The sequence below is a fragment of the Streptomyces sp. NBC_00057 genome (genome assembly GCF_045041165.1).
Lineage (GTDB): Bacteria > Actinomycetota > Actinomycetes > Streptomycetales > Streptomycetaceae > Streptomyces.
The window spans coordinates 5423582-5445138 of sequence record NZ_CP108256.1 but is presented as its reverse complement, the minus strand read 5'-3'; the positions used below and the strand labels follow the sequence as shown (position 1 = coordinate 5445138).

Sequence of the window (21557 nt, the reverse complement as noted above, 5' to 3'; positions counted from 1 at the left end):
CGTGGGGGACGGCCTGTAACGGCCTCGACCAGAGTTACACGCCCCGACATTCATCGCATTTCGATCACTTACTCTGCGTACGCACCGCCCGCGCATCCTGATCCGCCGCGCCTCCTGCGCCCACGAGTCCCTTGCTCACGCCCTCCAGCCGCGCCCCGAACCGCCGCATCTCGCGCTGTCCGACGACACCGATCACCGCGGGGAGGTATCCCCGCACGGACTGCATCCCGCGCAGCCACCACTGCGCGTACACATGCGCCGACCGCCGCTCGATACCGGCCACGATCCGGTCGACCGCCGGGCCCAGCGGATACGTACGGTTCGACGGCCGGGGCAGCCGCTGCCGCAGTTCCCGCATCACGTCGTCCTGGTCGGCGCCCCGCACCATGTCCGTGTCGGTCCAGGACAGATAGCCGACCCCGACCTTCACCCCGCGGTAGCCGACCTCGGCCCGCAGGCTGTGCGCGAACGCCTCCACGCCCGACTTGGACGCGCAGTACGCGGTCATCATCGGCGCCGGCGTCATCGCCGCGAGCGAGGCGATCTGCAGGAAGTACCCGCGGCTCTCCATGAGCACCGGCAGGAAGGCCCGCCCCGTCACCGCGCCGCCGATCAGATTGACCTCGATGACCCGGCGCCACGCCTCCGGGTCCGAGTCGACGAACGGACCGCCCGACGCGACTCCGGCGTTGGCGACGACGACGTCGACCTTCCCGAACCGCTCCTTGACCTGCTCGACGACGCGCGCCATCGCCTCGTGGTCGGTGACATCCGCGAACCAGTGGTCGCTCTCCGAGTGCAGCCGCTCGGAGACCTTCTTCAGCTCGTCCGGTTCCAGGCCCACCAGCGCGAGCTTGGCTCCGCGCGCCGAGAGCTTGCGCGCCAGCAGTTCGCCCACGCCACGCGCCGCGCCCGTGACGACGACGACCTGTCCTTCGAGACTCCGCCTGTCGCTCATGCGACATCCTCCTTCTCGGCCGTACCGTCCACACCGTCCGCGCCGCCCGCCGGGACGTACGCGGTGACGAGCTCCCGGATCTTCGCGGCGACCGTCTCCGGCGCCTCCACCGGTGTCATGTGGCCCATACCCGCCAGCTCGGTGAGCCCCAGGCAGTCGGGCAGCGCCGCCGCGATGGCACGGGCGTGCACGAGCGGCGTCAGCCGGTCCTCCGTGCCCGCGATCAACGCCGTGGGAACTCGCAACTCCCGTACCCCCGCATCGAGATCGAGCTCCGCGAGGACATGCCCCCAGGCGACTCTGGCCGCCCGCGGGCACGCGTGCACGATCCTGGCGCAGAACTCGACCCGTTCGGGTGCCGAACCCGCCCCCATCGTGCCGTACTTGAGTATCCGCCTGGAGACCGGTGTGACCGGCCCCAGCGGGGCACGCGCCCCGAGAATCGCGCGGGTCATCCGGGTACGGACGGCCCCGGCCCGCAACGGCACCACCAGCGACTCGGCGATCAGCCGCGAACTGCCGGTGCTGCACAGAAGTACGGCCGCCGCGTGCTCGCGCAGCCCGGCCCGCCGCGAGGCGGCCATCATCGTCATCCCACCCATGGAGTGCCCGGCGAGCACGGCCTTCTCGCCCGGTTCGAGGGCGACGGCCAGCACCGCTTCGAGGTCGTCGGCGAGGGCGCTTGTGCTGTACCCGTCGCGGCCGACCGCGGGCGAACGGCCGTGGCCCCGCTGGTCGTAGACGACGACCCGGTGGTCCACCGCAAGGTCCCGGATCTGCGCGGTCCAGAAATGGGTGTTGCAGGTCCAGCCGTGCGACAGGACCACCGCGGGGGCGCCGTCCTGCCCGTACACCTCGACACGGATCCGGGCGCCGTCGGCGGAGATCGCGGTCAGTTCGCGCGCGGGGACCGGCGGGGCGTCGTCGCGCCGCAGCAGCCGGCTCATCCCACGATCTCCTCGACGACGGGCCGCTCGGGGGCAGCGGCCTGCTTCGGTGCCCGGACGACCTCGTACTCCTCGAGATCGACCGACCGCGTCCCCTTGCGGAATTCGGAGGTGGTGCCCGGCCAGACCGTCGTGTTGCGACCGTTGGCGTCCAGGTACCAGCTGTTGCAACCGCCGGTGTTCCACACGGTGCGCTTCATCCGCTCCTGCACCCGGCGGTTCCAGGACCCGACCGCAGAGGCCCGCGCGTCGAGTGCGACACGGCCGCCCAGCACGTTCAGCCGGCGCAGATAGTCGGCCATGTAGTTCAGCTGGGACTCGATCATGAGGATCATCGAGGAGTTCCCGAGCCCCGTGTTGGGGCCGATGATCGTCATCCAGTTGGGGAAGCCGGACGCGCTCGCACCGCGCAGCGCCTGCATGCCGTCCTTCCAGGATTCTGCGAGCGTGATGCCTTCCGCGCCCACCACCCGGTCGGCGATCGGCATGTCGGTCACATGGAAGCCGGTGCCGAAGATGATCGCGTCGACGTCGGCCTCCGTACCGTCGGAGGCGACGACCGTGGAGCCGCGCACCTCGGCCAGACCGGAGGCGACCACCTCCACATTGGGCTGGGCGAGCGCCGGGTAGTAGGCGCTGGAGAGCAGGATGCGCTTGCAGCCGATGCGGTACGAGGGGGTCAGCTTGGCCCGCAGCGCCGGGTCCTTGATGGACCGCGCCATGTTGGACTTGGCTATCGCCTCGACCGGGCCCAGCTCGTTCGGGCGCTTGGTGAAGGCGCTGACCTGCAACTCCCTTATGCCCCAGAGCAGTCCGCGGCGCGCGGTACCGGTGAAGGGGAGCGTGCGGTGCAGCCAGCGCTCGGCGCCGCTGATCCTGCGGTCCATGCGCGGCATGACCCATGGCGGGGTGCGCTGGAAGAGCGTCAGCTCGGCAGCCTTCGGCTGGATCGAGGGCACGATCTGGATGGCGGAGGCTCCGGTGCCGATCATCGCGACGCGCTTGCCGGTCAGGTCGTAGTCGTGGTCCCAGCGGGCCGAGTGGAAGACCTTGCCGGGGAAGCCGTCGAGCCCGGGTATGTCCGGCATCTTCGGGTCGGAGAGCGGGCCGGTCGCGGAGACGACGACATCGGCGGTGAACGTGGCCCCGCCCGCGGTCTCGATGACCCAGTGGAGCTCGTCGCGCTCCCAACGCATCATCTTCACTTCATGGCCCAGCCTGATGTGCGGGCGCAGCCCGAAGGTGTCCGCGACATGCTCCAGGTAGGCACGGATGTGCTCCTGCCCGGAAAAGGTGCGCGGCCACTCGGGGTTGGGGGCGAACGAGAACGAGTAGAGATGGGACGGTACGTCGCAGGCGCAGCCCGGATAGCTGTTGTCGCGCCAGGTGCCGCCGACGGAGTCGGCCCGTTCCAGGACGACGAAGTCCGTGATGCCTTCGCGGCGCAGCCGGACCGCGGCCCCGAGGCCCCCGAATCCGGATCCGATCACCGCCACTCGTACGTGCTCGTGTTGGGCCATGCTGCCGCCTCCCGCGGTACGCCACACGACTCCGCCAGCAATCACTGGCATTGTTGGGAGAGTAGAACAGCTCCGTACCGATGGGTAGGGGGGAGACGAGGGAAAGTTACCGGCGGTACAACATAGGGTGCGGGTGTGGCTGAAGGACGCGAGCACCGTGAATACCGGATGGAAGAGCTGGCCAAGGAGGCCGGCATCCCCGTGCGGACCGTGCGCTTCTACCGGGAGCGCGGCCTGATCTCGCCACCCCGGCGCGAGGGGCGCATCGCCTGGTACGACGACCACCACCTGGCCCGGTTGCGCACCATCGCGGGCCTGCTGGAGCGTGGCCACACCCTCACCGGCATCGCCGATCTCGCCCGCACCTTCGAGAGCGGCCGCGATGTCGCCGAGGTGCTGGGCCTGGGCGAACCGACCGAGGAGACCCCGGTACGCCTCACCCCCGAACAGCTCGCGGACTACTTCGAGGGCGAGGTCACCCCGGAGAATCTGGCCGCCGCCCTCGACCTGGGCTATCTCGCCACCGACGGCGACGAGATCGTCCACATCAGCCGACGCCTCCTGGATGTATCGGCGGAGCTGGTACGGGAAGGGGTACCGCTCGCCACGGTGCTCTCGGCCGGCCGCCGGGTCCGCGAGCACGCGGACGCGCTCGCCGAACTCTTCGTCAGCGTCCTCGAAGCCCACAGCGACGGAACGGAACCGCCCCAACTGCGCCCGCTGGCCCGCGCGGTGGTGGACGCCGAGCTCTCCATGGCCCTGGACCGCCGCCTGCGCCGCGAGAACACCGACCGCCCGCCGCGGGGACCCGCCTCCTGACGGGACGGGCCAAGGCCCCCGCCACCTGCCCCGCGCCCCTGAACACGCCTGACGGAGGGCTCCTGATCAGCGCGCCCCCGCACGCCCTACAGGTCGAAGACCACCGTCACCGGCGCATGGTCGCTCCACCGCTCGCCGTGCGTCGCAGCCCGCTCGACCCAGCCCTTCACCGCACGCCCGGCCAGCCCCGGCGTCGCCACCTGGTAGTCGATCCGCCAGCCCGTGTCGTTGTCGAAGGCCCGCCCGCGGTAGGACCACCACGAGTACGGCCCCTCCTCCTCCGGGTGCAGCGCCCGCACGACATCGACGTACTCCGCCTCGTCGAAGACCCGGGTCAGCCACTCCCGCTCCTCGGGGAGGAAGCCGGAGTTCTTCTTGTTGCCCTTCCAGTTCTTCAGGTCGGCCTCCTGGTGGGCGATGTTCCAGTCGCCGCACACCACGACCTCACGGCCGTCGGCCGCCGCCCGCTTCCTGAGGCCCTTCAGATACGGGAGGAACGCGGCCATGAACCGTTCCTTCTCGTCCTGCTTCTCCGTGCCGACCTCGCCGGAGGGCAGATACAGGCTCGCGACCGTGACACCGGGCAGGTCGACCTCGATATAGCGGCCGCTCGCGTCGAACTCCTCGCTCCCGGCGTCCCCGAAGCCGCCGAACCCGATCTGCACGCGCTCGGGCGCCCGCCTCGTGTAGAGGGAGACGCCGGCCCGCCCCTTGGCGGCGGCCGGTGCGTGCACGGTGTGCCAGCCCTCGGGGTCGCGCACCCCGTCGGGCAGCTGCTGCGGCTCGGCCCGCACCTCCTGCAGGCAGATCACATCGGCTTCGGTCCCGGCCAGCCACTCGACGAAGCCCTTCTTGGCGGCGGCGCGGAGCCCATTTACATTGACGCTGGTCACAGTGAGCATTACGGCACGATACCGACAGACAGTGGGCGCATACCTGTACCATTTCCCGCATGAATATCCACTCTCGGCCCTTCGATCACGCCGATGCCGTCGAACTCAACGACCAGGTGCAGCTCGAATACGCCGAGCGATACGGCGACGAGGGCGATGTCACACCGCTCGACGCGTCGATGTTCGAGCCGCCGAACGGTCTGTATCTCCTCGCCTACGATGCGCAGGACCGCCCGGTCGCCACCGGCGGCTGGCGCTCCCAGGAGCAGAACGACGAGGGCTACTCCGACGGAGACGCCGAGATCAAGCGGATGTTCGTGATACCCGAAGGCCGCGGCAACGGGCTGGCGCGCCGCATCCTGGCCGCCCTGGAGGCCGACGCGCGGGCGGCGGGCCGTAGTCGCATGGTGCTGGAGACCGGGGACAAGCAGCCCGAGGCGATCGCGCTGTACACGTCGAGCGGTTACAGCCCGTGCGAGAAGTTCGGCCACTACCGCACGTACGAGAACAGCATCTGCCTCGCGAAGCCGCTGCAGTAGTCCGCGGGTGGCGGCCGCGGACAGGCCTCAGGCCTCGGCCGCGTACCGCCAGAACTCCCGCATCACCGCGGGCGGGGTCGGTCCGGCCATTTCCAGCTGAGTGAGCAGGACGGTGACCGTGCCGGTGGACGGGGTGAGGTGCGCCGCCGTACCGGTGCCGCCCACCCAGCCGTAGCGTCCCGGTACGTTCCAGGGGTCGATGGCCTCGACATCGACCGAGCCGCCGAAGCCCCAGCCCTGCCCCTCCAGGAACAGCGTGCTGTCGTCACGCTGCGCCTGCGTCAGATGGTCGGTGGTCATCTGCCGCACCGACTCGGCCGACAGCACCCGCTGTCCGTCGGCACTGCCCTCGGCGAGCAGCATCCGGGCGAAGGAGTACCAGTCGTCCACGGTCGAGACCAGTCCGCCGGCACCGGACGGAAACGCCGGCACGCTGCTCCACTGCCCGTCGGGCGCGTCGACCAGTTGGAGACCGCCGCCCTCCGGGTCGGTCCGGTAGTAGCTGGTGAACCGGTCGAGCTTGTCGGCCGGTACCGCGAATCCGGTGTCGGCCATGCCCAGCGGCGCGAACAGTCGCTCGGCCAGGAACTCGGGCAACGGCCGGCCCGAGACCCTGGCGATCAGCACGCCCAGGATGTCGGAGCAGGTGTTGTACAGCCAGGCCTCGCCCGGCTGGTGCAGCAGCGGAATGCGGGACAGGGTGGCCATCCACGCGTCCGGCGCCTCGATGAGCCGGGGCTGCGGCGGTCCTTGTTTCAGCTCGCTGAACAGCAGTCCGACCACCGGCAGCGAGAAGTCGGACGGGAAGCCGCACCCGGCCCGGAAGGTGAGCAGATCGGCCACCGTGATCGCCCTGGCAGCCAGGACCACGTCGTCGACCGGGGAGGCCGGGGTGCGGACCACGTTCGGTGCCGCCAGTTCCGGCAGCCACTGCCCGACCGGGTCGTCCAACGCGATCCGGCCGTCCTCGACCAGCATCATGACGGCCGCGGCGATGACGGGCTTGGTGAGGGATGCGATGCGGAAGATCGAGTCCCTGGCCATCGGGGCCGTGCCGTCCGCATCGGCGGAGCCGACCGCCGTCACCTCGACCCGGTCACCACGGGCGACCAGGCCCACGGCTCCCGGCGCCGCCCCGCCGCCGACATGCTTCTCCAAGAGGTCGTGCAGAGTGCTCATCGGTCCACCCTCTCGCCAGTGCGCTCAGAATTAGGACTGCCGCACCGCCCCGGACTCATCGGTCCCGGACATCACTCCCCCCGGATCGGCGCACCCGCCCGACACCCACGTAGAAGCCGCTGCGTTCCCGCACCGGTGCGGGCTCCTCCTGGTACCACTCCGTGGCGAACACCAGCCCGGGCTCGACGAGGTCCAGGCCGTCGAAGAAGGGCTCGACCTCGCTTCGGGTACGCATCCGCAGCGGGATCGCCCCCTTCCTGTACGCGGTCTCGGTCTCCTGCCGGAGCTCGGGATGCTGGTCGGCCGTGCCGTGCGAGAGCACCAGGAAGCTGCCCGCGGGCAGGGCGTCGACCAGGGTGCGGGTGATGCCGTACGGGTCCTGGTCGTCGGGCAGGAAGTGCATCAGGGCGATCAGGGACAGCGCGATGGGCCTGCTGAAGTCCAGCCGCTCACGGGCGTGTTCGAGGATCGCCTTCGGCTGCCGTACATCCGCGTGGATGTAGTCGGTGGCACCCTGTGAGCTGCTGATCAGCAACGCTTCCGCGTGGCGCAGGACTATCGGGTCGTTGTCCGCGTAGACGATCCGGGCGGTCGGTGTGATGGCCTGGACGACCTGGTGCAGATTGGGCGCCGTGGGGATGCCGGTGCCGATGTCGAGGAACTGGTCGATCCCGCCCAGCGCCAGCCAGGCGGAGGCCCGGTGCATGAAGGCCCGGTTCCGCGCCGCGTTGCCCCGCGCCTCCTCGGGCAGTGTCTCCCCCACCTGTTGGTCGACCGGGTAATTGTCCTTGCCGCCGAGCAGCCAGTCGTAGACGCGCGCGGGGTGGGGCTTGCTGGCGTCGATCTGAGGCCTGGGTATTCCGGCCGTCACAGGACACTCCTCCGTACGGTGAAATCACGAGCAGCTGAGAAACCCGGACCGACACGGGAGCACCCCTGGCAGGAGCCACGGAACGGGCGAGCAGTGCCAGCGTAGTTGGCCCCGCCCGCACCGTCCCGCCCCGGGCACCGGGGAACTGCCGACGAACGCTCTGCGGCCTCGCACGGCGGTCCCCGCCCTCACCCGTCGTCGGCCAGTGGCGCGGCGCCGCGGCCGTCATCGGGCAGCACCATCAGGCGTACGGCCATCTGGCCTGCGCCCGGCGGGTGTTAACCGGGCTCGCTCGCGTACTTGTGCAGCAGCACCTGGTACTCCTCGGTGAACGCGGCGACCTGTTCCTTCGTCATCCGCAGCCCGGCGCGGTGGATCTGGTTCCAGGCCGGCAGGGCGGGGCGGCCACGTGAGTGGATGAGCCCCTACGACGGCCCCACGTCCAGTACGGCCCACACCGTTTTGCCCGGTCCGTCGACGCACGGATACCAGCCCCAGCGGTCCGTGAGCGCAGCCACCAGGAGGAGGCCGCGGCCTGCATCCAGGTCGTTCGACGGTTCCGTGAGGGCGGGGATGCTCTCGCCGCGTGAGTCGGTGACCTCCACGCGCAGGGTCGCGCCCTCGGCGGAGAGCCGGAGGCGGAAGTCGCGTCCGGGTACGCGCCCGTGGCGTACGGCGTTCGCGCTGAGTTCCGCCACGATCAGCGTCAACTCGTCGTGGGCGTCGCTTCCGTAAGCGATGCCCCAGGCGTCGAGGCGTTCCCCGGCCAGGCGTCGGGCGAGTCGGGCACCGCGTGGGGTGGAGCTGAACCGCATGGTGAAGTGGTGCCAGGGGAAGCGGGGTTGGGCGGGACGGACGGGACGGACGGGACGCACGGGGAGGGGTGACTGGTCGCTGTTCATGCCTTCACGTTGCCGCTCAGTGGCGTAGCGTGACCAGGAGTGACGCGCCGTCGCGGGGTGGTTGTACGCGGCGGCCGTACGGCGTGTACGTGCATGGAACAGGCAGTGGCGATGACGCAGGACGAGGCGGTTGCGGGGGATTCGGGGAAGCGGCCGGAGGACGAGCCGGGCTCGGGCGTGGTGACTGCGTTCGGGCGGCAGTTGAAGCTGCTGAGGATGAGAGCGGGGCTGGAGCGGCCCGAGTTCGGGAAGCGCGTGGGCTACGCGGGGCAGTCGGTCGCGTCCTTCGAGCAGGGGCGGCGTATCCCGCCGCCGACGTTCATCGACCAGGCGGACGAGGTACTGGGTGCCGGAGGCGTGCTCAAGGCACTGAAGGAGGAGGTGGGGCGGGCGCAGTACCCGGCCTTCTTCCGGGATATGGCGCGCTTGGAGGCGGAGGCGGTCGAGCTATGCGCCTATGACACGCACGTGATCAAGGGACTATTGCAGACGGAGGAGTACACGCGAGCCTTGCTCGCAATGCGGCGCCCGCTGCTGGACGAGGAGACGATCGAGTTGCGAGTGGCAGGCCGTCTCGCTCGGCAGGAGATCTTCAACCGCTGGCCTGCGCCGCTGCTCAGCTTCGTACTTGAAGAGACCGCTCTGCGTAGGCCACTTGGCGGGACTGTGGTCCTGCGAGGGCAGCTCGAACAGCTGCTGCTCATCGGTCAGAAGCGCAATGTCGAGATCCAGGTCATGCCCCTCGACCGTGAGGACAATGCAGGCGTGGATGGCCCGTTCACAGTCATCACGCGCAAGGGTGGAGAGCAGCTCACGTACATGGAGGTCCAAGGGCGAAGTAGCCTGCTGACGGATCGCGAAGAGGTCCGTCTCGCGGCCGCGCGCTATGGGATCATCCGGTCCCAGGCTCTTACTCCGCGCGAGACCCTGAGATTCGTCGAGAAGTTGCTGGGAGAGCTATGAACATCGCAGAGACCTCGGTCGCAGCTCCGGAACTTGCGTGGTTCAAGAGCAGCTACAGCGGTGCTGAGGGGGGCGACTGTGTAGAGGTTGCTTGGTTCAAGAGCAGCTATAGCACTGGCAATGGCGGGGAGTGCGTGGAGGTGGCCAACGCCACCGGAGCCGTACACATCCGGGACTCCAAGGTCCCCGCTGGCCCGATCCTGACCGTCGCCCCCCAAGCCTGGGCCGGGTTCGTCGGGCTTGCCGCCGACCGTTCGGCCTGAGCCGTACTCAACCCCCGTGGGACCTGCCGCGCACCACTGGCGACAGGTCCCACGAGTGCGTCCGGGCCCCGGCCGTCAGGCCGCTTCGTCCACGCCCTCCTCACGGCGGATCATCCGCCACGCCGCGCGGCGGGCGCTGCGGTTGAGGGAGGACCGGAAGCCCTTGTCCAGGGCGAAGTACCGCTTGCCGAGGTCAGTGATGAGGCCCACGCGCTCCTCCACCTTGTTGGCGAAGACCTCGTCGAAGACTTCACCGAAGTTCGCCTCGTCGTTGACGCGCGCCACCTCGCGTACATCCGGGTCGGCGACGGCCGCCTGCCCCGGAGGTCACACTCATACGGCCACTGCGGCCGGCGGCCATCTTCAGCGCGTCCACAACCATCTCGGCACGGTGGTGCTCGGCCATCCTGTACCCGACCACCTCGCGCGTGGTCAGGTCGAGGACCGAGGCTCAATATCACCAGCCAGCCAGCATGGGCAGGTAGGTAATGTCCGAAACCAGCTTGATGCCCGGCTCGACGGCGGTTAAGTCGCGCCGACCGGGTCCCGCGACGGGGCCGCTCACGGTCCGGCCGGTTCGAACCGCAGCGCTCGCGGCGAGTGATGTGGCGGATGTTGCACTCGCGCATCAGCCGCTCGGCCCTCTTGGAGAATTGCCGCGCGGCGCTCCCCGCATGCGCGGAGCGGGCGCAGGTCCGGACGCTGGCCGGCTGGCCATTCCTGTCCGTTGCTCCCGGGAAGCGCACCATGACAACATTCGACGCGTGTTCGATAACGGGGATGACATAGCAGGGCCGCCTACTCGGCGTTCGAAGATTGCCGACTTGGCCGACTGGCCTGCTGACCAGGCGCCTTCCGCACCGCTTGAGGTGCCGGAGCCGGCCCGTGCCATGACGCCGGACGATGATCCGACGGCAGCGGCCCGGCATGAGTTTGCTGTGTTGCTGGGTGAGTTCCGGCGTACGGCGGTGCTGGTGCCGCTGGATGAGGCCGGGGATCTGTGGTCGGCGGAGCAGAACGGGGTGCGGTGGATCTGTGCGTTCTCGGACGAGGAGGCGCTGGCCCGGTTCGCGCGGGCTCGGGGGGATGCCGGGCGGGAGTGGACGTATCAGGCGGTGTTGGGCGCGCGGTTGCTGGATGTGATGGTGCCGATGCTGCCGGGGCCGGCGGGGGTGGCGCTGGATGCGGGCAGTGAGGACGGGATGTTGTTTCCGCCGGTGGCGGGCATCGTGCCGGACGCGGTGGCTGTGGATCTCGGGGGGATGCAGTGAGTGGGGATGGCGCTGATCTTCAGGTGCCGCCGGAGGCGTTGGCTGCGATCGCGAAGGGGATCGATCTGGCGCATGCCGAGTTGAAGGATCTCGGGTTCATCGGCCAGGCGTCGACAGGCCGGGGTTTCTCGGATCTGGCCTTGTCGGGGCTGGAGTTGGGGCACGGCGGGCTGACGTCGCAGTTCGAGACGTTCTGCAACCGCTGGGAGTGGGGTGTGCGGGCGCTGACGCAGAAGGGGAACGGCTTCGCGCTCGGGGTCGGCTTGTCGGCGGGTTCCTTTGCGGAGCAGGAGCAGTACATCAAGGACTCGTTCAAGGTCGGCGTGAACTCCCTGAACGGGAACCCGCACCTGTCCGAGGACGAGGTCAAGACGATGAGCTGGGACACGATCAGCAAGCAGTCCGCGTACGACGACCCGGACTGGAGCGGGGAGTCGATGCTGAAGGCGAATGAAGAGGTTAAGCAGAACTGGCAGAACACCGCCTACGACGTGGAGGACGCCGCGCTCGACTCGATGGAACGCTCCGGGCTGGTGGACCCGGCGGTGCGGGCAGCGGCGGATGAACGGCTCAAGGAGCAGCTTGATCCGTCGCAGGAAACGATCGATCAGGCCGAGCAGCCGCGGTGGGGGGAGAGCCGCTGATGGTGGACTGGGGGAAGCTCGGCGGAGACCTTTACGACGGTGCGGGCAAGCTGGTCGACAAGGGCAAGGAGATCGTCGGCGAGGGGATCGACAAGGGCACCGATTTCATCGGTGCCGGTCTGGAGAAGGTCGGCGCCGATGACTGGGCGGATGCGGTCGAGGACTGGGGCGATGAGACCGCGTCGTCCCTGGGTGCGGAGGTCGGTGAGCAGCAGCTCGGGCAGACCGAGGAAGCGAACGAGCTGATCCACGGCAGGCCGGAGAAGATCGCCGCCACGGTGAAGAACCTCCGGGACTTCCAGAAGGCGTTCGATCTCGTCGGCGGCGGGATGAAGAAGCTCGACTCCGGTCACTGGAAGGGTGAGGCCGCAGACGCCTTCCGGGCGAAGTTCGAGACCCTGCCCACGGACTGGCTGCGCGCGGCGGATGCGTTCGAGGACGCGGCCAAGGCGTTGGAGACGTATGCCGGGACGGTCACCAGCGCGCAGGCCAAGGCCGGTGAGGCGATCGCTCTCTACAAGGAGGGCAAGCAGGACTACGAGACAGCTGCTGCCGCGTTCCGGGAGAAGGCCGAGGCATACAACGCGGTCCGCACCACCGATCATCCGCTCCCGCATCCGGGAACGTTCTCCGATCCGAGCGTGGCCAAACGACAGCACGCTCAGGAGATGCTGGAGCACGCCAGGCGGGCGCGCAACGAGGCCGCCGAAGCGGCCAAAGGCGCGATCACCGCGGCGATGGCACACGCCCCGAAGGAACCCACCGGCCTGGACCGGGCCAAGCAGGAGTTCTTCGACTACGGCGTCGGCCAGGGCATCGAGCTGGCCCACTTCGGCGGCGGAATCATCAAGGGCACCGCGGCAGGGCCTCGGCGAAGTCGCGTGATGCCCGGTTTGTGATCGTGGGGTCCCAGGAGGTGAGGGGCGCCGAACGTCGCAGGCCCCACGAACTCGAGTGCTGATAGCTTCGTGCCCGTGATCGTGTATCCGCTGTGGCATGTCGGCCACCAGAACGAAGCCGGCGACGACGGCTCGACAGTGCACGTCGATGAGAGCGGCGTGTTCTGCGACGAGTCAGACGGCGACGACGTAAAGCTGCTCGGCATCTACTCAACCCTTGAACGGGTTGAAGAGCGTGTGCGGCAGGCTCGACTGCTACCGGGCTTCCGTGATGAACCGGAGTGCTTCTGCTTCGACCCGTACGAGCTCGATGCGGACGAATGGACCGAGGGCTTCGTTCGAGTTCCGCCGGGCGAGTAGGCCCGTGGGCAGAGTCTCGGCGGGATGCCGTTCCGTGGTCACGTAAGCCCCAGGGTTTCGGCATAGTCGGGTTGTGGCTATGTGAGTCCCAGGAGGGCGAGGGGGCGTCGTGCGTCGCGGGCGTTGTATCGCAGGCCGGCGGCGATGTTGGTGCTCCCTGCGAGGCGGAGGGCGCCGATGGCGAGGTTGCGCCAGGTGGCCATGGCGCGAGGGGCGGTGCCGGTCCGCAGTTGGGAAGCGTCCTCGGCGAACGTCACGTCTCGGACATGGTGTAGGGCCTCGACCTTCCAGTGGTCGCGGATCAAGCTCGCGAGGTCGGCGGGTGTGGTCTGTTCGGCGGTGAGGCTGGTGACGGCGTAGACGGTCTTGATGCTGATCCTGCCGGTCTTGCGATCCACGCGGCGACGCTTGAGCTGGACGGCCTGGCGGGCCCCAGGGAAGAGCAGGTTGTTCACCGTGCAGACCTTGATCCGGCGGATCTCGCCCCGGCCGTGTCCGGCGTCGCGGGTGCGTGACTGCAGCGGAATCTGCTTCCACGGAAGGGACTTGAGCTGCTTGCGGAGCTTCTTCTGGTTACCTTTCACGATCACGATGTAGTGCGCGTCCCGGCCGAGCAGGTACTGAGCGTGCTCGCGCTGGGTGTGCATCGCGTCGCTGGTCACGACCACGCCCGCCAGGTCGGCGATGGTCTCGAGCAGCGGCTGGAAGCAGGTGATCTCGTTGGTCTTCTCGCCCACGTCGAGCTGGGCCAGGACCAGGCCGCGGACGTGGTCGCATGCGGCGAGCAGGTGGATCTTCCGCCCCCTGGACCTGGCCGCTCCGCGCAGGCTCTTGCCGTCGACCGCCAGACCGCGCAATTGACCGTCGGTGCTGGTGCGCCGGTCGGCCAGCCAGTGACCCACCGCCTGGTCCAACGCGTCGCCGTCGATGCGGCCCAGCAGCCGCCGTACCGTCGTTTCCGCAGGCAGGCACCGCTTCGGGAACAGCGGATCAGGTCGTATGCCAAGGTGTTCCAGGACAGAGGGCGGAGCGTCAGCGATCCACTCGCCGACTGCGAGCAGGGAGGTTGCTCCGGCCAAAACCGCGCACGCGGTCAGCGCGAGCACGACGACCAGAGCATGCCGTACACCGCGCGGATCTCGCGGGTCGGGCACCTCGTGCAGTCGCTCCAGCAGGCCCGGGATCTCCCCGGGAACGGCCTGGGGCTGCTGGCGGAGTTGGTCAAAGGCAGGCGGGATCGGCAATGATGCGTCGGCAGGCACGGTCTTCCACCCGGATCACAGAGCGTCGAGAACTCCATGATCTTGGAAGTCCGTGCCTGTCACGTTCCCGGAACCCCGCCGAACCGGCAGATCATCACGAACCGGACGTCAAGCGACTACGCCGAAGCCCTGGGCACCGCGGGACTGCTGAACTTCGTCCGCTCGGTCAACCCGACCGACCCGTACAACCTGACTCACCCCGCCGAGTACTACAAGGGCGTCAACATGACGCTCGCCGGCCTCGCCTCCACCGCCGCCAACCCCGACCGCGCCCTCAAGAACGCCTGGGACGCCGCCAAGGGCGACCCCTCCGAATTCATCGGCCGACTCGTCCCGGAACTGGCCGGCACCAAGGGCGGCGGTCTGATCAAGGGCGGCCTGCGGGCCGGAATGAAGGACCTCCTCAAACACCCGACGGGCAAGAACCGGCACGGCCACGAGAAGAACCCCGACTCCAACGCCAAGAAGTGCAGCGAGGTCAAATGCGCCGGAGACCCCGTCGATGTCGCCACCGGGCGCATGCTGCTCCCTCAGACGGACATCGGGCTGCCGGGATCGCTGCCCCTTGTCTTCGAGCGAGTCTTCGACTCCTCGTACCGAGCCGGCCGCTGGTTCGGCACCGGATGGTCGAGCACGGTCGACCAGCGCCTCGAGATCGACGCGGAAGGCGTGGTGTTCAGCTGCGACGAGGGCAGCCTGCTCGCCTACCCACACCCCGCGCCCGGCGTTCCCGTCATGCCCACGCACGGCCGACGCTGGCCCCTTGACCGGGTGGACGACGGCTACACCGTCACCGACCCGGAAACCGGCAGGGTCCGGCACTTCGTCGACCACCCCAACGGAGAGCTGGCGCTCCTGGCCCAGATCGACGACCGCAACGGCCGATGGATCACCTTCGAGTACGACGAGGCCGGTGCCCCGACGTCGATCGTGCACAACGGCGGCTACCACCTGAAGCTCACCACGAACGACGGAAGGGTCACCGCCCTGCACCTGGCGGGCGCCGCACCGGACGGCACCGATCAGGAGATCCTCCGCTACGGCTACATGAACGGCCACCTCACCGAAGTCACCAATTCCTCAGGCAAGCCCCTGCGGTTCGGCTGCGACGAGCTGGGCCGCATCACGTCGTGGACGGACACCAACGGGAGCCGGTACGAGTACGTCTACGACGAGCACGACCGCTGCGTATACCAGGCAGGAACCAACGGACACCTCGAAGCCCACTTCACCTGGGACGACACCGACCCCGACACCGGCCTGCGCATGACGTCCATGACTGACGGCCTCGGCCACACCAAGCGGTATGTGATCAACGACCGCTCCCAGGTCGTCGCCGAGATTGACGACTTGGGAGCGGTGACCCGCTTCGAGCGCGACCGCCACCACCGGCTGCTGTCCGTCACGGACCCGCTCGGACACCTCAGCCGCTCCACATACGACGAGCACGGCCGCCTCACCTCGGTAGTCCGCCCGGACGGGCGGGAACTGACCGCCGACTACAACGCCCTCGGCCTACCAGTGCGCGTCAAGGGCGCGGACGGGACGATCAATCGGCAGACCTACGACGAGCGCGGCAACCGTACGTCGGTCACTGACGCTTCCGGCGCGACGACGGCCTACACGTACGACGAGGCCGGACACCTCACATCCGTGACGGATGCACTCGGACACCGCTCCACGGTGCGGTGCGACATGTCTGGCCTGCCCGCCGAGATCACCGACCCGCTGGGCGCAACGACGCGCTACGAGCGCGACGCCTACGGCCGCCCGGCATCAATAACCGACGCCCTGGGAGCTGTCACCCGGTTCGCCTGGACCACGGAGGGAAAACTCACTCACCGGATCGATGCCTACGGCAGCGAACAGTTCTGGACATACGACGGCGAAAGCAACTGCCTCACTCACACCGACGCCATGGGCGGCGTCACCACCTTCGAGTACACAGACTTCGACCTGCTCGTGGCACGGACCGGCCCGGACCGGGCGCGGTACGAATTCCGCCACGACCCGCTGCTCCGGCTTACCGAAGTCACGGACCCACGAGGGCTGACCTGGACCTACCAATACGATCCAGCCGGTCGGCTCACTACGGAGAACGACTTCGACGACCGGGCGATCACGTACACGTACGACGCCGCGAACCACTTGGCTTCCCGCACGAATGGTGTCGGTCAGACCATCCGGTTCGAGCGCAACGAACTCGGCCAACTGCTCCGCAAGGACGCGGACGGCGCACTCACCCACTACGAGTACGACATCTTCGACCAACTGGCCGTCGCGGCAGGACCGGACGTCACTCTGACCCGGATGCGGGACCGGTACGGTCGTCTGCAGTATGAGACAGTCAATGGTCGACGTCTCTCCTTCGAGCATGACGCCCTCGGACGCCGCACCAGCAGGAAAACCCCCGGCGGAGCCGTCAGCGCCTGGACCTACGATTCGGCAGGCCGACGCAGTGAGCTCACGACGTCAGGCCGCACGCTCACTTTCGAACGGGACGCGGCAGGCCAGGAGCTGACCCGGCACATCGGCGACGCGGTCACGCTCAGGCACGAGTTCGACGTCATGGGCCGCCTCACCAGCCAGTACGTGACGGGGACAAACCGCCTCCTTCAGCGCCGCGCCTACTCATATCGTGCTGACGGCAACCTCGCTGGCATTGACGACCAGCTCCGCGGCATCCGGACCTTCGATTTGGACGCACTCGGTCGGGTCACCGCCGTGCACGCCTCGGACTGGACCGAGCGATACACGTACGACGCAGCCGGCAACCAGACAGACGCGACCTGGCCCGCGTCACACCCGAGCCAGGAAGCAACGGGTGCACGCACCTACACCGGCACACGCATCAACACAGCAGGAAACGTCCGCTACGAGCACGATGGGCAGGGGCGGATCGTGCTCCGCCAGAAGCGGCGGCTTTCCCGGAAACCGGAGACGTGGCGGTACACATGGGATGCCGAGGACCGGCTCACTTCAGTGACAACGCCGGACGGCGTGGTGTGGCGCTACCAGTACGACCCGCTGGGCCGTCGCACGGCCAAGCATCGGCTCGCCGACGACGCTGACGCCATCCTGGAACAGACTTCCTTCACTTGGGACGAAGCGAACCTCTGCGAGCAGTTGACCAAGGGAGAGGGCCTACCGAACCCCGTAACGCTCACCTGGGACCACGAAGGCACGCGACCCCTGACCCAATCGGAACGCATACTTTCAGGGGAGTCATCGCAAGAAACCGTCGACGAACGATTCTTCTCCATCGTCACGGACCTGATCGGCACTCCCAGCGAGCTCATCGACGAGTCGGGTGAACTGGCCTGGCGGACGCGTACAACGCTGTGGGGCACGACGACCTGGGCGACAACGAGCACGGCATACACGCCTCTTCGATTCCCCGGCCAGTACTTCGATCCCGAAACAGGTCTTCACTACAACGTTCACAGGTACTACGACCCCTCCGCTGGCAGATATCTGAGTCAGGACCCGCTGGGTCTCGCTCCGGACCCCAACCCGGCGGTATACGTCTCGAATCCGCTTCTCGGATCGGATCCGCTCGGGCTGTTCGACTGCAAGAAGGTCAACAAGGTCATCGATCAGGCGATCGAGCGCGCGGAGGGCGGACGCCGCCGTACCTCAAGCATCTACCATGGGCACCTTTCACCGGAACGCGAGTTGGAAATCATTTCCAATCCCGATGGTGTATACCTTTCCACGGGCGGCGCCGAGCGACTCCTGTTCCACCAAGGCGAAGACATCGTGGTGATGGAGAGCAAGGGTGGCGGAAGGGGAAATTTGGTCACCAGCTACGGCCCTTCCGGCCCGAAGAACGCCAGCGGCGCCGCAGCATGGGGTGGATCTCCGGCGGATCCCGGACCGCCGGTCACTCGCGAACAGATTATCAATGGGGAAATTCCAACTCCTAAAGGAAACACGTTGCCACCCGCTACCCAAATTCGCTGAGGAGAATAATGGCCGCCGGAACAAAAATTACTGCAGGGCGAGAGTTGAAATTCACGGACGATCTCGTCGTCACCACGACCAACAAATCAGTCTCTCATCCAGCCTGCTACTCACTCTCCGGTGGCGTCGTCACGGCGTCTCCCCACACCGATCAGGCCAGCCATGAAGTGCTGCTTTCTGAGACGTTCGGCAGCGTGGACTGGCTGTGGTCGGCGGATGACGAGTTCCGCTTCGGTAAAACAGAAGGAGAGCTTCGTGGGCTGATGCTCGCGGTGCCCGAGGAAGTTCCGGGGGAGGGGGGATACCCGGAGAGGTGGCTGCAGGCGCGCCCGGTTCTGGGGGGTATGCAATTGTCCACGCGGAACAATTTCGATGCGAGGCGGACCGACCTGCGATGGATTAGCGCTTCGGGCGACCTTCTGCTGTGTTTCTTCGCCGATGCCCCGATGGCATCCAATGACATCCTGAGGCTTCGCGTAGCTCCGCACTTGGACCTGGTTTTCGCCGACCATGTCTATACAGGATGGATCCTGGAAAACCCCGCCAACCATCTCGTACACGCCTGGGAACCCGCGCCCCCCGGCGAAGCCCCGGACGGTTTGAGTATTGCGCTGCGGGACTACCTGATCCTGTTCAGCGAGCCGAAGATCGACATGATGCAGGACGGCGACACCGCTCTCCTCGCGGAACTGGACGCCCTCCTCGACCAACTTGCCGCACTTCCGGCCGACCCGCGACGCACGGTCATCCACGATCAGGTAGCCGACTTGCGCGAGAACTGGTACGGCGACTGAGGTCGCGCCTCAAGCCAGGCCTCAGCCCCCGGCCACCGGGCCTTGTCAGTCCGTCTTCTCCCACGTCCCCGACTTCAGCTCCTTCAGGAACAGCTCGTCGAGCACCACCAACCCGGCTGCCCTGTCCACCACGTCCACCGTGCGGCCGTCCAGGGCGGGTGAGGCCTCGGGGTCCTCCATGGGGACGAGGAGCCACAGGCCGTGCGGGGCGTCGGCGGGGCGTCCTGCGGCGTTCTGCAGCGCGACCAGCAACTCCCGTCCCCCCATCTCCCAGTAGCGGGCGACCAGCCCGGCCCGGTGAGCGAGAAGCACCGTGCGCGGGCCTGAAGCGGCCGCCAGCTCCGCGACATGGGCCACGAACCGCTCCAACGCCAGTCGCGTGTAGGAGGCGAGGCCCGCGCCGATGCTTCCCGAGGCGGCGAACGCGGCATCCGCCTTCAGTAGCGCCTGCCAGGGCGCCCGCTGCTCCTGAGCCAGCTCCCGCAGCGTCGTGAGGAGGAGCTCGTCCAGGGCCGGCGGCGTCACATCGAAGCGCTCCGCCAAGCGTTCTGCCACACCGGGGAGTTCGGGCCCTTTGACCGTGAGAGTGACGAATCCGCCCCGTCGGCGGGCCGCCTGGAGGCGGGCGGGCCGGACCCGTCGGGGATCGCGGCCGAGCGACAGTTCGCTCTGCGCGTCCTCGATCAGCGTCCGCGTACTGGCCGGCACGGAAACCGTCTGCTCGGTGTGCCAGGTGACGGTCTCCCGGGCGCGTGGCAGGAAACGCTTGCGCTGCTGGTCGTAGGCGAGCGGGAAGCCGGCCCGGTCCAGGGCCTCTTCCAACTCCACGTACGTGGTGTCGGCAAGCACCGCCAGCGCGGGGAAACGGGCACGGACCCGGGCCAGCAGGTCGTCGGTGCCGATCCCGGTGTCGGGCCGCACCCCTGCGGCGGCCTGCGAGATGCGCAGCGCCTGGACCAGATCCAGGCCCAGCGGGTAGAGCTCCAGCCGCGGAGAGACACGGACGTCCCGTGCCATGGCAGCGGCCAGGTCGACGAGCCGGTCGTCGGCCAGCGGGATCATGCCCTCGGGTACACCGACCGCGCGGAGTTCCCGCAGCACCGTCACCCGGCCGGGCAGCGGATCGCGGACAGCGAGTCGGCCGCCACGACGCCCAGTGCCGCGGCGTAGTCGGCAAGTTCGGCGGGCGTCGGCTCGTCCGCGCCGGGCTGGTCCTCCAGCGCCAGCAGCACGCGACCGTCGCGCCGCAGCAAGGCCAGTCGGGCTGAAGGCTCGGAGCCGGCGTCCTCGTCCCGCTTGCGGGCCTCCGTGTCCACCGCCGCGCGGACCACGGCCAGCGACCGGGCCGGCGTATCGGCCGCATCGCCGTCACCGGCCCCGTGCCGGACGCGCAGCTCGTCCGCCGGCTCCACGGCGGTCATCACTCTGCCCTGCTCGGACAGTATCGCCGCCAGTTCGTCCCGGATCCGGTCCATCCACGGCAGGCCCGCCCATCGCTCGACCGCAGCGAGCTGGTGCTGGTAGACCGTGTTCTGACTGATGTCGAGGGGGCGATGACGGTCTGCAGCGCCCGCTCGAAGAAGTGGGCCAGGCCCTCGCTCAGTGCCTGGTCGAACAGCTCGGCGGCGACGCACAACTTGGCCTTCGTGACCGTCAGCGGGTCGATCGTGCCGTCGCCCCACACCGGGCGTTCACCGGACGCCATCTCGTGCAGGGTGACCGCGGCGGCGTACCACTCGGCGTGGTCGTCGTAGCGGGCACGTCGGCTTCCGCCGAGGAACGGGTCGAGGTAGCCGCGCGTACCCGCCTGCACATCCCCGTCCGGCACGTCGGCCAGGGAGTAGTCGAACAACATCAGTTGCCAGGAACCGTCACTACGCCGGAACAGCCCGAGGTTGTCCGGTTTGATATCACGGTGGCGCACCCCCCGGGCTGCCAGGGCGTCCAAAGCCGCGAAGAGGTAGTTACCGAAACGCTCCAGCTGGTCATAGCCCAGTCGGCCCTCGCCACGCAGACGCGAACCGAGACTGACCGGGTCCCGGTCGACGGCCGGGCGGAACCCTACTGCGTACTCGATCTCCAGCACCGTACGGCCGCCGAGCTCCCGGGAATCGGCCAGCAACTTGACGATCTGTCCGCCGCCGACCTCCTTCAGGGCCGCGGCCTCTGCGTGCAGGCGTGCGTCCTTCTCATGGTCAAGAGCGACCTTGAAGACCCTCGGGGAGTCCGCCTGGCCCTCGGGGTCGTCACCGGTCCGGCCCACGAGTAGCGCGCGAGCCGTGGCACCGGTACCGAGGACCCGGGTGACCGTCCAGGTTCCGTCCAGTGGTTGTCCGGGCTGCACCGTCAACGGATCCGCGACCTCGCCTGAAACGAAAGGATCCCGGCCCGACGATGATCGTCGGACCGGGATCCTTTATGTGCGGTGGGGTGTTCACGAGTAGTTCTGAGCAGCTACGTCCGAGCCCTTCGGAGATCGCTTCCCAGATTGCTGGAGATCGTTTCCCAGA

The 21557-nt window shown here is 68.3% G+C and carries 22 protein-coding genes; 10 read left to right on the top strand and 12 right to left on the bottom strand.

All coding sequences use genetic code 11. The features are described 5' to 3' along the window. Positions 1 to 64: 64 nt before the first annotated feature. Genes OG953_RS25675 through OG953_RS25665 form a run of 3 tightly spaced genes read right to left on the bottom strand, consistent with a single transcriptional unit; the run spans position 65 to position 3425 of the window. Positions 65 to 958 (bottom strand): SDR family oxidoreductase, encoded by an 894-nt coding sequence (locus OG953_RS25675; RefSeq protein ID WP_405687165.1) that lies wholly within the window; start codon positions 956 to 958, stop codon positions 65 to 67. After that, positions 955 to 1905, bottom strand: a complete 951-nt coding sequence (locus OG953_RS25670) for an alpha/beta fold hydrolase (RefSeq protein WP_405687164.1) — start codon at positions 1903 to 1905, stop codon at positions 955 to 957. Before OG953_RS25670 ends, OG953_RS25675 begins: the two co-directional genes overlap by 4 nt. After that, positions 1902 to 3425: a flavin-containing monooxygenase gene (locus OG953_RS25665; RefSeq protein WP_405687163.1), complete on the bottom strand. Its 1524-nt coding sequence runs from the start codon at positions 3423 to 3425 to the stop codon at positions 1902 to 1904. Before OG953_RS25665 ends, OG953_RS25670 begins: the two co-directional genes overlap by 4 nt. Positions 3426 to 3593: 168 nt before the next feature. Here OG953_RS25665 and OG953_RS25660 point away from each other — a divergent pair, with 168 nt between their 5' ends. Next, positions 3594 to 4244 (top strand): MerR family transcriptional regulator, encoded by a 651-nt coding sequence (locus OG953_RS25660; RefSeq protein WP_405692058.1) that lies wholly within the window; start codon positions 3594 to 3596, stop codon positions 4242 to 4244. An 86-nt stretch (positions 4245 to 4330) separates the two neighbouring features. Here the strand turns inward: OG953_RS25660 and OG953_RS25655 are convergent, their stop codons facing one another. Further along, entirely contained in the window at positions 4331 to 5146 is an 816-nt protein-coding gene (locus OG953_RS25655) for an exodeoxyribonuclease III (RefSeq protein WP_405687161.1), read from the bottom strand. A gap of 50 nt (positions 5147 to 5196) precedes the next feature. On the opposite strand from OG953_RS25655, the gene OG953_RS25650 reads away from it, so the two are divergent. After that, complete coding sequence (locus tag OG953_RS25650) at positions 5197 to 5676, top strand: GNAT family N-acetyltransferase (protein WP_405687159.1); 480 nt, start codon at positions 5197 to 5199, stop codon at positions 5674 to 5676. Between the two features lie 27 nt (positions 5677 to 5703). On the opposite strand, the gene OG953_RS25645 is transcribed toward OG953_RS25650, so the two are convergent. The 3 genes from OG953_RS25645 to OG953_RS25635 all read right to left on the bottom strand — a co-directional run bounded on the left by OG953_RS25645 (position 5704) and on the right by OG953_RS25635 (position 8628). Next, positions 5704 to 6855, bottom strand: coding sequence for a serine hydrolase domain-containing protein (locus OG953_RS25645; protein WP_405687158.1), 1152 nt, complete (start codon positions 6853 to 6855; stop codon positions 5704 to 5706). A 55-nt stretch (positions 6856 to 6910) separates the two neighbouring features. After that, positions 6911 to 7726 (bottom strand): SAM-dependent methyltransferase, encoded by an 816-nt coding sequence (locus OG953_RS25640; RefSeq protein WP_405687156.1) that lies wholly within the window; start codon positions 7724 to 7726, stop codon positions 6911 to 6913. Between the two features lie 425 nt (positions 7727 to 8151). Further along, a complete protein-coding gene (locus OG953_RS25635) occupies positions 8152 to 8628 on the bottom strand; it encodes an ATP-binding protein (RefSeq protein WP_405687154.1) in 477 nt (158 codons plus the stop codon). Positions 8629 to 8721: 93 nt separating this feature from the next. Between OG953_RS25635 and OG953_RS25630 the strand changes: the two genes are divergently transcribed. Both OG953_RS25630 and OG953_RS25625 read left to right on the top strand, forming a co-directional pair. Continuing rightward, complete coding sequence (locus tag OG953_RS25630) at positions 8722 to 9591, top strand: helix-turn-helix domain-containing protein (protein WP_405687152.1); 870 nt, start codon at positions 8722 to 8724, stop codon at positions 9589 to 9591. Beyond that, a complete protein-coding gene (locus OG953_RS25625; protein WP_405687150.1) occupies positions 9588 to 9854 on the top strand; it encodes a DUF397 domain-containing protein in 267 nt (88 codons plus the stop codon). The genes OG953_RS25630 and OG953_RS25625 overlap by 4 nt, the downstream gene beginning before the upstream one ends. A 75-nt stretch (positions 9855 to 9929) precedes the next feature. Here OG953_RS25625 and OG953_RS25620 read toward each other — a convergent pair whose 3' ends face one another. Then, on the bottom strand, positions 9930 to 10139 hold the full coding sequence (locus OG953_RS25620; RefSeq protein WP_405687148.1) for a hypothetical protein: 210 nt from the start codon (positions 10137 to 10139) through the stop codon (positions 9930 to 9932). Positions 10140 to 10744: 605 nt separating this feature from the next. Between OG953_RS25620 and OG953_RS25615 the strand changes: the two genes are divergently transcribed. From OG953_RS25615 to OG953_RS25600, 4 genes are all read left to right on the top strand, one after another. Next, positions 10745 to 11125: an SseB family protein gene (locus OG953_RS25615; RefSeq protein WP_405692056.1), complete on the top strand. Its 381-nt coding sequence runs from the start codon at positions 10745 to 10747 to the stop codon at positions 11123 to 11125. Then, positions 11122 to 11769, top strand: a complete 648-nt coding sequence (locus OG953_RS25610; RefSeq protein WP_405687146.1) for a hypothetical protein — start codon at positions 11122 to 11124, stop codon at positions 11767 to 11769. Before OG953_RS25615 ends, OG953_RS25610 begins: the two co-directional genes overlap by 4 nt. Then, positions 11769 to 12668, top strand: a complete 900-nt coding sequence (locus OG953_RS25605) for a putative T7SS-secreted protein (RefSeq protein ID WP_405687144.1) — start codon at positions 11769 to 11771, stop codon at positions 12666 to 12668. The genes OG953_RS25610 and OG953_RS25605 overlap by 1 nt, the downstream gene beginning before the upstream one ends. Positions 12669 to 12743: 75 nt before the next feature. Further along, positions 12744 to 13028 (top strand): hypothetical protein, encoded by a 285-nt coding sequence (locus tag OG953_RS25600; RefSeq protein WP_405687143.1) that lies wholly within the window; start codon positions 12744 to 12746, stop codon positions 13026 to 13028. A gap of 77 nt (positions 13029 to 13105) precedes the next feature. On the opposite strand, the gene OG953_RS25595 is transcribed toward OG953_RS25600, so the two are convergent. Beyond that, the gene (locus tag OG953_RS25595; protein WP_405687142.1) at positions 13106 to 14290 is read right to left on the bottom strand and encodes an ISAs1 family transposase; all 1185 of its coding nucleotides are present in this window, start codon (positions 14288 to 14290) and stop codon (positions 13106 to 13108) included. 36 nt (positions 14291 to 14326) lie between these two features. Here OG953_RS25595 and OG953_RS25590 point away from each other — a divergent pair, with 36 nt between their 5' ends. Beyond that, complete coding sequence (locus tag OG953_RS25590) at positions 14327 to 18253, top strand: DUF6531 domain-containing protein (protein ID WP_405687141.1); 3927 nt, start codon at positions 14327 to 14329, stop codon at positions 18251 to 18253. Positions 18254 to 18261: 8 nt separating this feature from the next. Beyond that, a complete protein-coding gene (locus tag OG953_RS25585; RefSeq protein ID WP_405687139.1) occupies positions 18262 to 19047 on the top strand; it encodes a hypothetical protein in 786 nt (261 codons plus the stop codon). Positions 19048 to 19092: 45 nt separating this feature from the next. Here OG953_RS25585 and OG953_RS25580 read toward each other — a convergent pair whose 3' ends face one another. From OG953_RS25580 to OG953_RS25570, 3 genes are read right to left on the bottom strand one after another with little or no spacing between them, the layout of a single operon-like run. After that, positions 19093 to 20154, bottom strand: coding sequence for a hypothetical protein (locus OG953_RS25580; protein ID WP_405687138.1), 1062 nt, complete (start codon positions 20152 to 20154; stop codon positions 19093 to 19095). Then, complete coding sequence (locus OG953_RS25575) at positions 20151 to 20468, bottom strand: hypothetical protein (RefSeq protein WP_405687137.1); 318 nt, start codon at positions 20466 to 20468, stop codon at positions 20151 to 20153. The genes OG953_RS25580 and OG953_RS25575 overlap by 4 nt, the downstream gene beginning before the upstream one ends. Beyond that, positions 20468 to 21391 carry a protein kinase domain-containing protein gene (locus tag OG953_RS25570; protein ID WP_405692054.1) on the bottom strand — a complete coding sequence of 308 codons (924 nt, stop codon included), beginning with the start codon at positions 21389 to 21391 and terminating at the stop codon, positions 20468 to 20470. The genes OG953_RS25575 and OG953_RS25570 overlap by 1 nt, the downstream gene beginning before the upstream one ends. Between the last annotated feature and the right edge of the window lie 166 nt (positions 21392 to 21557).

Excerpts from the sequence above, each read along its gene's own strand:
- OG953_RS25585 (WP_405687139.1), top strand. The coding sequence starts at position 18,262 with ATGGCCGCCGGAACAAAAATTACTGCAGGGCGAGAGTTGAAATTCACG.
- OG953_RS25645 (WP_405687158.1), bottom strand. The coding sequence starts at position 6,855 with ATGAGCACTCTGCACGACCTCTTGGAGAAGCATGTCGGCGGCGGGGCG.
- OG953_RS25675 (WP_405687165.1), bottom strand. The coding sequence starts at position 958 with ATGAGCGACAGGCGGAGTCTCGAAGGACAGGTCGTCGTCGTCACGGGC.
- OG953_RS25660 (WP_405692058.1), top strand. The coding sequence starts at position 3,594 with ATGGAAGAGCTGGCCAAGGAGGCCGGCATCCCCGTGCGGACCGTGCGC.
- OG953_RS25650 (WP_405687159.1), top strand. The coding sequence starts at position 5,197 with ATGAATATCCACTCTCGGCCCTTCGATCACGCCGATGCCGTCGAACTC.
- OG953_RS25665 (WP_405687163.1), bottom strand. The coding sequence starts at position 3,425 with ATGGCCCAACACGAGCACGTACGAGTGGCGGTGATCGGATCCGGATTC.
- OG953_RS25590 (WP_405687141.1), top strand. The coding sequence starts at position 14,327 with ATGATCTTGGAAGTCCGTGCCTGTCACGTTCCCGGAACCCCGCCGAAC.
- OG953_RS25605 (WP_405687144.1), top strand. The coding sequence starts at position 11,769 with ATGGTGGACTGGGGGAAGCTCGGCGGAGACCTTTACGACGGTGCGGGC.
- OG953_RS25630 (WP_405687152.1), top strand. The coding sequence starts at position 8,722 with ATGGAACAGGCAGTGGCGATGACGCAGGACGAGGCGGTTGCGGGGGAT.
- OG953_RS25575 (WP_405687137.1), bottom strand. The coding sequence starts at position 20,468 with ATGACCGCCGTGGAGCCGGCGGACGAGCTGCGCGTCCGGCACGGGGCC.
- OG953_RS25615 (WP_405692056.1), top strand. The coding sequence starts at position 10,745 with ATGACGCCGGACGATGATCCGACGGCAGCGGCCCGGCATGAGTTTGCT.
- OG953_RS25625 (WP_405687150.1), top strand. The coding sequence starts at position 9,588 with ATGAACATCGCAGAGACCTCGGTCGCAGCTCCGGAACTTGCGTGGTTC.
- OG953_RS25655 (WP_405687161.1), bottom strand. The coding sequence starts at position 5,146 with ATGCTCACTGTGACCAGCGTCAATGTAAATGGGCTCCGCGCCGCCGCC.
- OG953_RS25670 (WP_405687164.1), bottom strand. The coding sequence starts at position 1,905 with ATGAGCCGGCTGCTGCGGCGCGACGACGCCCCGCCGGTCCCCGCGCGC.
- OG953_RS25635 (WP_405687154.1), bottom strand. The coding sequence starts at position 8,628 with ATGAACAGCGACCAGTCACCCCTCCCCGTGCGTCCCGTCCGTCCCGTC.